The sequence below is a fragment of the Alkanindiges hydrocarboniclasticus genome, assembly GCF_001982605.1.
GTDB lineage: Bacteria > Pseudomonadota > Gammaproteobacteria > Pseudomonadales > Moraxellaceae > Alkanindiges > Alkanindiges hydrocarboniclasticus.
The window spans coordinates 13,371-25,486 of the sequence record NZ_MLCN01000033.1 but is presented as its reverse complement, the minus strand read 5'-3'; the positions used below and the strand labels follow the sequence as shown (position 1 = coordinate 25,486).

At 47.1% G+C, this 12,116-nt stretch carries 12 protein-coding genes; 5 read left to right on the top strand and 7 right to left on the bottom strand.

What is annotated here, in order from left to right; all coding sequences use genetic code 11:
- Positions 1 to 54: 54 nt before the first annotated feature.
- Together BKE30_RS12505 and BKE30_RS12500 are read right to left on the bottom strand one after the other, a co-directional pair.
- On the bottom strand, positions 55 to 1,176 hold the full coding sequence (locus BKE30_RS12505; RefSeq protein ID WP_227518402.1) for a preprotein translocase subunit SecA: 1,122 nt from the start codon (positions 1,174 to 1,176) through the stop codon (positions 55 to 57).
- Between the two features lie 8 nt (positions 1,177 to 1,184).
- Positions 1,185 to 2,135 carry an acyltransferase gene (locus BKE30_RS12500; protein ID WP_143253729.1) on the bottom strand — a complete coding sequence of 317 codons (951 nt, stop codon included), beginning with the start codon at positions 2,133 to 2,135 and terminating at the stop codon, positions 1,185 to 1,187.
- Between the two features lie 325 nt (positions 2,136 to 2,460).
- Between BKE30_RS12500 and BKE30_RS12495 the strand changes: the two genes are divergently transcribed.
- Positions 2,461 to 3,105, top strand: coding sequence for an OmpA family protein (locus BKE30_RS12495; protein ID WP_076878921.1), 645 nt, complete (start codon positions 2,461 to 2,463; stop codon positions 3,103 to 3,105).
- Between the two features lie 239 nt (positions 3,106 to 3,344).
- Entirely contained in the window at positions 3,345 to 4,172 is an 828-nt protein-coding gene (locus BKE30_RS12490) for a DUF2846 domain-containing protein (protein ID WP_083698569.1), read from the top strand.
- Between the two features lie 77 nt (positions 4,173 to 4,249).
- Here the strand turns inward: BKE30_RS12490 and BKE30_RS12485 are convergent, their stop codons facing one another.
- Both BKE30_RS12485 and BKE30_RS12480 read right to left on the bottom strand, forming a co-directional pair.
- Positions 4,250 to 4,801: a DUF2059 domain-containing protein gene (locus BKE30_RS12485; RefSeq protein ID WP_158073192.1), complete on the bottom strand. Its 552-nt coding sequence runs from the start codon at positions 4,799 to 4,801 to the stop codon at positions 4,250 to 4,252.
- 135 nt (positions 4,802 to 4,936) lie between these two features.
- Complete coding sequence (locus BKE30_RS12480; RefSeq protein ID WP_076878944.1) at positions 4,937 to 6,475, bottom strand: fumarate hydratase; 1,539 nt, start codon at positions 6,473 to 6,475, stop codon at positions 4,937 to 4,939.
- 136 nt (positions 6,476 to 6,611) lie between these two features.
- Here BKE30_RS12480 and BKE30_RS12475 point away from each other — a divergent pair, with 136 nt between their 5' ends.
- The gene (locus BKE30_RS12475) at positions 6,612 to 7,124 is read left to right on the top strand and encodes an NUDIX hydrolase (protein ID WP_076878919.1); all 513 of its coding nucleotides are present in this window, start codon (positions 6,612 to 6,614) and stop codon (positions 7,122 to 7,124) included.
- 18 nt (positions 7,125 to 7,142) lie between these two features.
- Here the strand turns inward: BKE30_RS12475 and BKE30_RS12470 are convergent, their stop codons facing one another.
- Complete coding sequence (locus BKE30_RS12470; protein ID WP_076878918.1) at positions 7,143 to 8,390, bottom strand: YihY family inner membrane protein; 1,248 nt, start codon at positions 8,388 to 8,390, stop codon at positions 7,143 to 7,145.
- Between the two features lie 130 nt (positions 8,391 to 8,520).
- Here BKE30_RS12470 and wrbA point away from each other — a divergent pair, with 130 nt between their 5' ends.
- Positions 8,521 to 9,141 (top strand): NAD(P)H:quinone oxidoreductase, encoded by a 621-nt coding sequence (gene wrbA / locus BKE30_RS12465; RefSeq protein ID WP_076878917.1) that lies wholly within the window; start codon positions 8,521 to 8,523, stop codon positions 9,139 to 9,141.
- A gap of 114 nt (positions 9,142 to 9,255) precedes the next feature.
- On the opposite strand, the gene BKE30_RS12460 is transcribed toward wrbA, so the two are convergent.
- On the bottom strand, positions 9,256 to 9,948 hold the full coding sequence (locus BKE30_RS12460; protein WP_076878943.1) for a DUF3108 domain-containing protein: 693 nt from the start codon (positions 9,946 to 9,948) through the stop codon (positions 9,256 to 9,258).
- A 281-nt stretch (positions 9,949 to 10,229) separates the two neighbouring features.
- The gene (locus BKE30_RS12455; protein WP_076878916.1) at positions 10,230 to 10,931 is read right to left on the bottom strand and encodes a hypothetical protein; all 702 of its coding nucleotides are present in this window, start codon (positions 10,929 to 10,931) and stop codon (positions 10,230 to 10,232) included.
- 265 nt (positions 10,932 to 11,196) lie between these two features.
- Between BKE30_RS12455 and BKE30_RS12450 the strand changes: the two genes are divergently transcribed.
- A complete protein-coding gene (locus tag BKE30_RS12450) occupies positions 11,197 to 12,087 on the top strand; it encodes an energy transducer TonB (RefSeq protein ID WP_076878915.1) in 891 nt (296 codons plus the stop codon).
- Positions 12,088 to 12,116 lie beyond the last annotated feature (29 nt).

Sequence of the window (12,116 nt, the reverse complement as noted above, 5' to 3'; positions counted from 1 at the left end):
AAACCAGCCATGTTGGGGCAGTTTTCACCATCATTTATTGTAAAACACAAAAAATTAAGCATCGCGTCCAGACACTGGCTGTTGAGCTGCCCGGGCCAAGTCTTTCTGCGCTGCCTGATCCAGCTTCCAGTGCTGGACTTTAACCTGCTGCCGAATGACTTCAAGGCTTTCAAATACCAGCGATTCCACCAGCTTTTCGAGGGCAGGCGTATCTATCTGGAGTTGACCCACATAACTGGCACTGGTGTTGATTGCCGCATTTACCGGCTGGCTGGTGGTTGCAGGCTGGGCAAAGGGTTCTATCAACCCTGCAGTGATATTTTCACCCAGACGCTGGCCAATACTTTGGAGTTGCTGTTCCAGCATTGAACCGACTACCGGGATCAGGCGCAACAGCCGATGCAGTTCCGGCGTATCACTAATGGCCTTGCTGACAATCTGGCCAACACCCAGCGCAATGTGCTGCTGCTGGGCCTGTAATGCCGTGGCAAGGTTATTTTGCAATACTTCGCCCATAGCCTGTTCAATTTGCACCCGGTGACTGTTCACCAGTTGATGCAACAGGTGATGATGGGTGGCACCAGTCTTCAGTTCGCGCTCAACGCCATCCAGAATAGTCAGCACAATGCGGTCAGACAATTCTTCCATCACCACCTGATAATAAAAAAAGCCTGCCTTTAGCCAGCTATCCGGCAATACCTTGTAGCCAAGCTGGTACAGGCGGTAACCAATCACAATAGCGCGTAATAAACGCAAGGCACGGAAAGTGGGAATACAGGCCAGAAATTCATACCAGTGAATAAATGGAAAGAAAAACCAGCGATGATGGTGCTTAAAAATAATGGCTATTAGCCAGCGCACCAGCAACTCACTTACCAGATAAATGGTAATCCATTCATCCATGGTTTGAACCACCGGATGCAACTGTTCACGGTAATAATAGACCCAGCCCGCCTGATCAATAAACTGTGCCGCCGACAGCCCGATATTGGTAAACATCAGGTGATCAACCGCGATGGTGAGCAAGTTCACCACAATCAGCAACATCATCAGGATGTCGTAAATTAAAAAGGCACGCCAGTTACGCGTGGGTGGTTTTTGGTCCGGCAATCCTTCAGGAGTATCCAGAAATGGGCCGTTATGATGAGAAGCTGAGTGGTGAGTAGTTGGATTCATTTAACCCATCACGTTGAGGATTGATGGGAGAGGCTGGGTAAATCGGGGTTCAGGCTTTGTTCTGACCCTGCAAAGCGTTGCAGCATCTGTTTAATGCGCTGATCCTTATCCTGCCAAAGCTGGCTAACCCAGTCCTGAAAGCGTGCACGGTAAGCCATATCTTCTTCATAATCACCGGCCAGCACCCAGTTTGGCAACTCAACCTGACGAATATCAACCCCGATACGGCGTACACGACCCGTCCAGAAATCACCATAGGTGGGAATACCATCCGGATACACAATGGTCATGTCCATCAGCGCATCAATTTCCTTGCCCAGAATCTGTAGGGCCAGCGCAATACCACCGGTTTTGGGCTTAAGCAAATGCTGGTAAGGCGAGTTTTGTGCCTGCTTTTTCTGTGTGGTAAAACGTGTACCTTCCAGATAGTTGAGCAGGGTATATGGCTGGCTTTGCAGGTTGGCACAGGCGCGTTTGGCTTCTTCTAGATCCTGCTGTTTTAAAGCCGGATTTTTGGCAATCGCTTGTTTGCTGTGGCGTTTCATCATGGGAAAACCCAGAATCTTGAATGCCAGCCCCAAAAAAGGAATAAAGATCAGTTCCCACTTGGTAAAAAAACGGGTAAGCGGCATGCGGGTTAGGCCGACATACTGCATGATGGTGGTATCCACCCAGCTCTGGTGGTTGCACATGAGCAAATAACGTCCATCCATGCTCAATTCGGTAGGCAAGGTAATATGCCAGTCAATATCCGGCAACACATGATCAATGAGCCAGTTATTGACACCTAGCCAGCTATTGGTCAGGTTAATAGCCAGCTCATCAATTTTGCGGGAGGGGATAATGGTTTTTAGCAAGCCCAGCGTCAACACTGGTGGCCCATGCAGGAAGGTACTTGATGTAATGGCCGTGGCAATGGTCAGACCACGAAGCTTTTCAGCCACTTTCTTGTTTTTCATGAATTTGTCTAGTACAGCCATGGGATGACTTTCTCACTTGCAGCGTTATTTAACTTCTGGATGGTAAAAAAGAATAAGGGCAAGTGCAAATTGCATTTTGTTCCAAAAACCATATCGAAGATTATTTGCTGCCTATTAATCCCGGTGCATGTTAAGAAATGGCAGCAAATAAGACAAAATAAGCTAAATTGATTAGAAATAATGCAAATGCCCAACTCAAATGTAACAAAAAAATTATTTGTTAACAAAAAGAGTATAGTGCTGCTTTACATTCCTGATCAGAATGTTTTTCAGCAAGTTCAATAAATTACTAAGGAGAAAATCCATGCGTGCACTTGTTATTACAGCTTTGGTGGGTAGCCTTTCATTGGCCGGTTGTACAACTAACCCAACTACTGGAGAAAGAGATTATAACAAAACTGCAATTGGTGCCGGTTTAGGTGCATTGCTTGGTGCAGGTGTTGCCAAATCCAATGGCGATAAAGACAAGGCTGGCCGTGCTGCTGCAATTGGTGCAGTTGTAGGTGCCGCAGGTGGTTATTTCCTTGACCAGAAAGAGAAAAAACTGCGTCAGCAAATGGCTGGTACTGGTGTGGACGTATCCCGTAACCCGGATGGTTCCATTGCGCTGGTAATGCCGGGCAACATTACATTTGCCACCAACTCTGCCAGCATTAGCCCAAGCTTCTACTCTACGCTGGACAAAGTAGCGTCTACACTGGCTGAAGATACCAAAACTGCTATTGTAGTAAGTGGCCACACTGACAGCACCGGTAGCGATGCCATTAACCTGCCATTGTCGCAAAACCGTGCAAACTCTGTTGCGAACTATCTGGTTAACAAAGGCGTTTCCAGCAACCGTATCAATGCACAGGGCTATGGTTCTTCCCAGCCTGTAGCGTCCAATGCAACTGCTGAAGGTAAACAGCAAAACCGTCGTGTTGAGCTGAGCATTTACGCCCGTCAGTAAAACCGCAACGTTAATTAAAAGTCATAAAGAGCTGGCACATGATGCCGGCTTTTTTTATGGAACCCCAAGAAAAGTAATCGCACTGGCTTTTATTCGTCGCTTAAATTAGCAAGGTGATTCATTTTATGGAATGTTTTATGTTATTTTCCCAAGGCTAGTGTTAGGATGCTAGTGTTAAGAGATACCTAGCTGCATTGAGGCAGTTATTAAACAACAAGATAAAACGCCTGAGGGAAGCCATGCGTTATTTACCGATGCATTATTTACCAGTTATGACACTGTTGGCAGTTGCATTCACAGGATGTGCTACTACACCAAAGTCTGAAGCAGCACAGGCTCACCGGTTTGATTTGTTTGGTCTGATTAAATACAAGCAGCAGCCCAATGAGGAAGCGATTGCTAATCCTTCCACCTTAAAAACCATTGATTATGCCAATACCGACCTGCACAAGAACCGGTTCCGGCTTGATCCGTTTTCAGTGGGTGGCTGGGTCAACCAGAATGAAGGCGAGCCTTTTAAGCAAGTAATGCCAACAACGCCGAATTCTGCCATTGTGTATTTGTATCGTACCCATAGCACCTGGAATCATCAGGAAATTGTAGCGCCCAATTTCTTTTTAAATGACAAGCGCATTCCCAGTTTGCTGGATAACCACTATTACTGGATTGAACTGCCCGCTGGCACTTATCGCCTGAATATTAGCCGCCCCGTGGGGGTGATTCATTTCCAGAAAGGCACGGCCGTTGATTTTTCTGTTGAAGCCGGTAAAAGCTATTTCTTAAGATATGAAGAGCAAAAATTCCGTGGTAAGCCTAATAATACAGATGGTTTGCTAAAAGCAGGGCCATTGATGCAGATGCCGACTGAGCAAGCCTTGCGTGAAATCAGCAGCACGACGCTTAGAACACCGGGTTATAGCTTTGTGAAGCGTGACACTATTGATCAGCCGGAGCTGGCTGCCTTTAATGGTAAAGCACCAGACAAAGTGAATAAGAAACTGCTGCAAGAGAAAAAGCAGCTTCATCTGGACAAGCCATTTAAGTTGTGGAATCCGCTGACCTGGTAAGCCTTAAAAGACTGTGTGAATAAACAAAAAAGCCGAATCTGCAAAGACTCGGCTTTTTTATGCCGTGGTTTATGATTTTAGCGGGCTGGGGTCGATGGATTTTCTGTTTTGGCCTGCTGTAATTGCATTAATTCAGCCATTAATGCTTCCATATCTTTACCCATAAAATTTTGCATATTTTCTTTTAAGTCAACCATGGTAATTTCCATGCTTTGGCGAATCACCTGTGGCATTTTTTGCATAATGGACTGGCCTACGGGGGAACTGTAAAAATCCAGTTGTGCCTGTATTTCTTCCTGACTAAAAATAGTGCTGTACATCTTAACCATTCTGGGCTTTAACTTGTCCCAGTTCATACTGTCCTGTGCTGTTTTCAGCATTTGTGCGGCCAGCTTGTCAGCAACAGTTTGTTGCTCATGGCTCAGCGTTTCTCGCTCGAGGATATGTTGTACAATTTGATTGGCCTGTAACTGAAGCTGGGGCTTAAGCTCGGTCATCACCTGATTGATGGTCTGGTCAGCCTGTACCACCACCAGTAATTTTTCAACTGTTTCAACCTGAGCAGGTGCAGCTATAGCTGTGGTTGAGCCTAAAGCCAGTAGTAATGTACACAGCGTTTTTTTAAACATTGTTCTGTTTTCCTGTCTGGTGTCCTGTTTAATTGACGAGTTAATTTCAGGTTGGTTTTGTTGGGCAATAAAAAAAGCACCCATGACGAAACGCATGAGTGCCTTGAGTGTAGCGAAATGAACTACAGTCGTAAATTAACCTACAGCATCCGTGACAGGAATTTTACCAATCTTGGCTTGCCAGATTTTTGGCGCCGTGGCGTGTACTGAGGTGCCGTTAACATCCACAGCCACAGAAACTGGCATGTCTTCCACTACAAATTTGTAGATAGCTTCCATACCCAGATCGGCAAACGCCACTACTTCAGCTTCACGGACAGCCTTGGACACCAGATAAGCTGCACCGCCAACCGCCATCAGGTAAGACGCGCCGTGTTTTTTGATGGCTTCTACAGCGGCAGGGCCACGCTCGGCTTTACCAATCATGCCAAACAGGCCAGTGTGTTCCAGTACCTTGTCGGTAAATTTGTCCATACGGGTGGCAGTGGTCGGGCCAGCAGGGCCTACCACTTCATCACGTACCGGATCAACTGGCCCCACGTAATAGATGAATTTGCCTTGTAGATCAACTGGCAGTTCTTCGCCATTATTGATCATGTCTACCATGCGCTTGTGCGCGGCATCACGCCCGGTATACATGGTGCCGGATAACAACAAGGTGTCGCCGGGCTGCCATGCATTCATTTCTTCACGCGTCAAGGTATCAAGGTTCACACGCTTGGCCTTCGAGGTCGACCAGGTCACTTGCGGCCAGTCTTCCAGTTTTGGGGTAGGTAGGTGCGCTACGCCAGAACCATCCAGATGGAAGTGCGCATGACGGGTGGCGGCACAGTTTGGAATCATGGCAACCGGTTTGCCTGCAGCATGACACGGATAATCTTTGATCTTGATATCCAGCACGGTGGATAGACCGCCCAGACCTTGCGCTCCAATTCCCAGCGCATTGACTTTTTCATACAGCTCAATACGCAGCTCTTCCAGCTTATTTTGCGGGCCACGAATCAGCAGTTCGTGCATGTCGATGTCTTCCATCAGGGCTTCCTTGGCCAGCAGGACTGCTTTTTCAGCCGTACCGCCAATACCAATACCCAGCATGCCCGGTGGGCACCAGCCTGCACCCATGGTAGGAACGGTTTTTAAGACCCAGTCCACAATGGAGTCAGATGGGTTTAGCATTACCAGTTTGGATTTGTTTTCAGAGCCACCACCCTTGGCTGCGACAGTTACATGCACCTGATTGCCTGGAACCAGTTTGTAATGAATTACCGCAGGGGTATTGTCCTTGGTATTCTGGCGGCCAAACGCCGGGTCGCGCAAAATCGAGGCACGCAATACATTGGTATTTTCCAGATAGCCCTGACGTACACCTTCATTGATGGCATCGTCCAGACTCATGCTCAGGTCAAACCGAACATCCAGACCGACTTCCATAAACACGTTTACAATGCCAGTATCCTGACAAATCGGCCGGTGACCTTCGGCACACATGCGCGAGTTAATCAGAATCTGGGCAATGGCATCCTTGGCAGCAGGATTGGCCTCAGACTCGTAGGCGCGGTTCATGGCCTGAATAAAGTCCAGCGGATGGTAGTAAGAGATAAACTGAAGTGCGTCTTTGATTGAGGTAATCAGGTCATCTTGCTTGATGACTGTCTGTGTTGCAAAAGAGGTCATATCGTGGTCTCGCAGAGGGTTTTGCTGGCCAATCGCAACATTGGGCTGGCGTGTGCGTGCAGTGCGGCGATTATACAAAAAACATACCGCAATGTGAGATACTTTAGTCCCACCCTTAAAAATAAGATGCATCGTATTGATCAATAAAGCCTGTCCGGTGCTATTGCGTCAGCGTCAAAATACCAGGGAACGGCAACTGAAAGTTCTGGCCTTTAGGCATCCTCTTGCCGGGTTACAACTGGTAAAAGGAACAATAGAGCCGGGAGAGCTGCCTGCACATGCAGACTTACGTGAGTTATGGGAGGAAGCAGGGATTGAGGCCCGTGTGATGAGTCAATTGGGTACTCAAACTATCGAAGCAACTGGCCAGCTTTGGCATTTTTATTACTGCGCTGCAAACCGTGTTCTGCCTGATCAATGGCAGTTTTATACGCAGGATGATGGCGGGCACTGGTTTGAGTTTTTTTGGCATCCACTAGTCTATGATAATTGCCAACCCTCAGCCTTTTTTCTAAGGGAAGCTGTACCAGCCATGCATGGTTGGCATCCAATGTTTCAGCAGGCACTGGTGTTTTTACAGCAGCGCCTGACTTCCAGTTGTATGGATGAACTAAACAAAAAAATTCTGTGCCCTAAGTTTTATTTATAGCAAAAAAACTATTTTGCATTATGACTCTGCATCAAAAATCCGTGCCATGGGAATAGACAGTTTGGCTGCCAGATAATCATCCGATTGCACAAATAACGGGCCAATGACTTTTAGCCAGCGATCATCGCGGTGTACCCGGCCAAGGTCTTCACGCTTGGGTAGCGGAAAATTCAGCGTACGGTAAAACGCCCAGAAATCAATGGAATTCAGGTCGCGGCACAGCATGTAGTGGCCTTCTTCGGTACGTTTGATCAGGTTGTTATCCTCCAGTATTTCAAGGTAGGAGGTTTCTTTTTCAAACTCGCCACGCCCTAAAATAGACAGGGCATCCTGATCACTTACCGCAAGCCCGAGTTTCTGATGATGGTAAAATAGCTCCATGATATCCAGCAAAATCAACACAGGATGACGGTTAATATCGGTGCGGGTGGTAAATGCAGTAATGGCGTAACTGACTTCTACACCCAGCAAAATCACGTTCCACGACAGAAAAATCCACAACAGGAAAACCGGGAAGGCGGCAAATGCGCCATAGACCAACTCATAACTGGTAAAGTTGCTCATAAGCAGGCCAAATGACTGGCGCAACCCCTCAAACATCAAGGCACTAAAAAGGCCCGCAATAAATGCCGAGGTAATTGGCACACGCCGATTGGGAATTGTCCAGTACAGCAGGCTGAAGCCAAGCCAGGTGAGCGCAAAGGAAATCAGCCACAACCACAGTTCACCATTTAGCTCATAACCGGCAATGTTATTGCTCAGGAACTTCATGGAGGCAAGGGTAGACGATACCGCAAAGGCACTGCCCAGCAGGATCGGGCCAAGTGAAATAATCGTCCAGTAGCGCATAAAGCCAATCATGCCACCCCGCGATTTGGTCACTCGCCAGATGTGATTAAAGGCATCCTCAATGGAACTGAGCATAAGAATGGCAGTCACAAACAAAATCAAAATACCCAGCACGGTCAGGTTGCTGGAAGTTTCAGTAAATTTGTTCAGGTACTGCTCAACGGCAACGCCAGTACGGGGTAGCAGGTTACTGTAAATAAAATGCTGGAGCTGTTCACGGGCGGGTGCTAAGGCCTTAATCGAAGAAATGATGACCAGAAAGACGGTTAGCATGGGAACCACTGCAAACAGAGTGGTATAAGTGAGCGAACCGGCTTGCTGGCGGCATTTGTCGCTTTCAAAACGCTCCACCACAAACAGTAAAAATTGAAACCATTCTTTGTGATAGAACGGTAATTTTTCCAGCAGTTTTACCATGGATTTCCCCAAGTGAACCTGCATTACAGGTTATGATTTAATAGAACTGGAAAAATCTTAACATTGTTAACTTCTGATTCTGTGTATCTTTTTTGACATTAATGTCAGCTATTGACCTGTAGGTATTAAAATGTCGCGTTATGTTCTGGTCTTGTATTACAGTAAATATGGCACTACCCGCCAGATGGCCCACTTAATTGCCGAAGGGGTTGAGCAGCAAGGCCTGCAACATGGACTGGAAGCCAGAATCCGTACGGTGCCTGACATTGCACCAGTTACTACAGTGCAGGCCGCTTCAATTCCACCTGAAGGCGAGTTGTATTGCGAGCTTGAGGATTTACGCCAGTGTGCCGGTTTGGCGCTGGGTAGTCCGACGCGGTTTGGCAATATGGCTTCACCCCTAAAATATTTTCTGGATCAAACCAGCAGTCTGTGGCTGGCGGGTGATTTGCAGGGTAAGCCGGCCTGCGTGTTTACGGCAACCGGTACGATGCATGGCGGCCAGGAAAGTACCTTGCTCAGCATGATGAACCCGTTACTGCATCATGGCATGTTTCTGATGGGCCTGCCGTATGCGCAGCCGGCACTATCTTCCACCCAGCGTGGTGGTACGCCGTATGGCGCCAGTTATGTAACAGGCCCCAGTCATGACCAGCCATTAAGCACTGAGGAAAAAAGCCTGTGTATTGCACAGGGCCAGCGGCTAGCGAAGCTGGCGCAAATACTGGCTGAGCAGGAGCGTATTCAATAGGATTTAGAGGCAATTAACCTAATCTTAAAAGTTATAACTCCTGAAAAGAAAAATCCCCGGAAAGATTAACTTTCGGGGATTTGCTGTTTAACCTGCCATAAAACTTTGGTTAATTTACGAGGCCTTATAGTTGGTTAGGTTGAGGCTATAGACACTGCCATCATCATTATGGGTGACTTTAACCGGCAGGTAATCCAGACTTGGTGCCAGCCAAAAGACAGTACTTTTGTCCTTTTTCTGATGGTTTATCCGTACCTTGACGGCATCATAAGTCCCACTGGGCGTGGTGACTTTCATGGCACCTTCATTAACAAACTGGCGCGGTGTAATGTCCTTTTGGTCGGCAATCAGATAAGACGATTTCAGGCCGCCTTTTTTCAGGTCTTCGCGTAACTGGATTTCAACATTCAGGTCATCCAGTACCCCGGACTGCCACGGCAACTGGCTGTTTTTCTGGTCACGTTTCACCTGAATGCTTTTGCTGGCATGATTAAAGTCAAGGCTGGTTTTCTGGTTATGCACCAGTATCTTGTACTGGCGCTGATAATGCTGTGAAACCACCTGATGATTGCTCAGGCTAAATACACTTTTTTCATTGGCTGTAGCAATAACAGGCACACGGGCATCAAAGTTGTATACCCACTGGTTACCCTGTCTGGACAGTTTACGTACTGCAGTACCTGCCGCCTTGTTATCCAGATTAAAGGTATAGGTGGCGGTAAAAGGTACAACGGCATGAACACTGCCTACAGTAGTTGAAACCACTGCAGCCGCCAAAAGAATATTGGAAGAAATTTTAGTCAACATGTGTGTAAAACCAGTCATTGTTATCATCACCTCGTTCATCTGCTAGGCTGTAAGCCTTAAGGCTACAGTTGTGTCGGCATGTTTCAGTCTACCAATAGATGAGGGTGAATTGCCAAACCACAAGGGACAATGCATAAAACCTGAACATTCAGCATAGTCACACACTAAGTGATCGGTGCAAATTATTGCGTTAATTTTCAGGTTTTGGCACATCACCAAATTTAATGTAAGGCATTACTGATCAAGTAAAACCGCACGATAGGGCTTTGTTGGGGCGTGAGCTATTTAAAATCGCCGGGCTTGGGGTCGATGGCAGAATCTATTTCCTGCAACTCATCCTCATCACCGTCTAGATCCAGAATCAGGGTGTTGCGCTGCGGATCACGCCGGAAAATACCGGGCAAATTCAGGTTGGCTTTCAATACAAACTGGCCTTCACGCAAAATGGCATGGTTAACATGAATCTTGTTGAGGGTACGGATGACCTTGTCGGATTTTTCCAGATATTTGTTAAGCCCCAGATACAGCAGGTCATGCTTGATTTCAATGACATCCAGCTTTTCCAGAATCAGCCCCAGCGGGTCTTTGTGCAAAATGCGCTGGAACACATACACGGCAATATTAAAGGCAATTTTTTTGAATGCACTGCTAAAGCTGGCACTAATCACCTGTGTTTCACTGATTTGCTCAAATACCAGTTGCTGAATGTCCTTGTCCAGTTGCATTTGTACCAAGCGCAGGTCTACCGATAATGTGGTGTAAATGCCCTTGTAATCCAGTGTGGCATACAGGCGGCACCAGTCATCATAAATATCGGCATGCAGATCCTTGAGTGCCTCTACATTGTCAGTCACATACTTTTGGATGGTGGCATTGAGCAGGTTTTGTGACAGCGGTAATTCACGTTCTTCCTCAATTAAATCTTCTGCCTTGTGATAAAAGCCCCTAATGTTCCGTGCAATTTTTTGAAAAACGCGTTGCATATCCTAATTTCTCATTGGCTTGATCACATTGATTGCACAGCATGCTTTGACTACAATGCTGGCTCACTGCGTGCAGATATAAATCCTTGAATGTATCCAAATTAGCACAGTTGCTGCTTTATTTTACATGCGATGGTTATAAAAATGAAACCTGATTGGCTAATCAGGGTTTTATTTGAGCAGTTACAGGGTGGCAGTTTGCAGGATGACCTGACACAAAGCGGGCAAAGCCCCTTAACAGGGAAGGATCAGGGTTTTTAGCGTAATGACAAAACAGGTTTTAGTGCGTCATATAGGGCCGGCAAATTTTGCCCAGGATCGCCTGTTGCAGGGCGCAGTGCTTGTGGCCTGCCTGTTTCACGCAGGATTGCTGGCTACGACGTTTATTGCGCCTAATCCACCCAAGGCAGCCATGCAGGATATTGCCATTGCTGTGCATTTAAGTCCTAAAAAAGTAGAAGATGCCGATTTTATTGCACAGGCGGATCAGCAGGGTGCAGGCGTGCTGCGTAATATCCACCGCATGACCAGCCCGGATCAGCAGGTTGCATCCATGGACCAGCAGGAAGTGGCTGAGCAAGTGGCTATGCAAACTGAAAAGCAGAGTCAGGCCCGTGCAGCATCAGAACAGGTACTGGTGACTACTTTAAGCTGGCAAAAGCAGGCACGTAACCTTGAGCGTGAGCAGGAAGCCCAGACCCGGGTATCCAGTAGCCCTGACATGGCGCAACTGGCCATGATTGCCTCGCTGGAAGCGCAATATGCCAAGCGTAAACAGGAATATACCCACAAAACCAACGTGCATACAGTCGATAGTGTCTCAGCCCGTGCAGATGATACGGCACTGTATATGACCCGGTTTACCCAGAAAGTAGAACAACTGGGCAACAAGCATTATCCATTGGAAGCACGCGCCCAGCATTTGCATGGCGAAGTGCAATTGATGGTAATTTTAATGCCGAATGGTCATATTCGTGCCATTCGCCTGTTACAGGGTTCGGGTTACCGGATTCTGGATGAAGCAGCCAAGGATTCTGTGCGGCAGGCGGCGCCATTTGGCCCGTTTGACAAAAAGATGAAGGAGTATACCGAGCTTCGGATTATTAGAACCTGGCGCTTTTCTGAAAGCATGGATGAGTTGCAGATTGGCCAGTAACAGTAAAGGACTACTGAAAAAAATAAAGC

What these genes read in the sequence shown, in the direction of transcription:
- BKE30_RS12505 (WP_227518402.1), bottom strand. Translation starts at nt 1,176, where the DNA reads ATGAATCCAACTACTCACCACTCAGCTTCTCATCATAACGGCCCATTT.
- BKE30_RS12500 (WP_143253729.1), bottom strand. Translation starts at nt 2,135, where the DNA reads ATGAAAAACAAGAAAGTGGCTGAAAAGCTTCGTGGTCTGACCATTGCC.
- BKE30_RS12495 (WP_076878921.1), top strand. Translation starts at nt 2,461, where the DNA reads ATGCGTGCACTTGTTATTACAGCTTTGGTGGGTAGCCTTTCATTGGCC.
- BKE30_RS12490 (WP_083698569.1), top strand. Translation starts at nt 3,345, where the DNA reads ATGCGTTATTTACCGATGCATTATTTACCAGTTATGACACTGTTGGCA.
- BKE30_RS12485 (WP_158073192.1), bottom strand. Translation starts at nt 4,801, where the DNA reads ATGTTTAAAAAAACGCTGTGTACATTACTACTGGCTTTAGGCTCAACC.
- BKE30_RS12480 (WP_076878944.1), bottom strand. Translation starts at nt 6,475, where the DNA reads ATGACCTCTTTTGCAACACAGACAGTCATCAAGCAAGATGACCTGATT.
- BKE30_RS12470 (WP_076878918.1), bottom strand. Translation starts at nt 8,390, where the DNA reads ATGGTAAAACTGCTGGAAAAATTACCGTTCTATCACAAAGAATGGTTT.
- wrbA (WP_076878917.1), top strand. Translation starts at nt 8,521, where the DNA reads ATGTCGCGTTATGTTCTGGTCTTGTATTACAGTAAATATGGCACTACC.
- BKE30_RS12460 (WP_076878943.1), bottom strand. Translation starts at nt 9,948, where the DNA reads ATGTTGACTAAAATTTCTTCCAATATTCTTTTGGCGGCTGCAGTGGTT.
- BKE30_RS12455 (WP_076878916.1), bottom strand. Translation starts at nt 10,931, where the DNA reads ATGCAACGCGTTTTTCAAAAAATTGCACGGAACATTAGGGGCTTTTAT.
- BKE30_RS12450 (WP_076878915.1), top strand. Translation starts at nt 11,197, where the DNA reads ATGACAAAACAGGTTTTAGTGCGTCATATAGGGCCGGCAAATTTTGCC.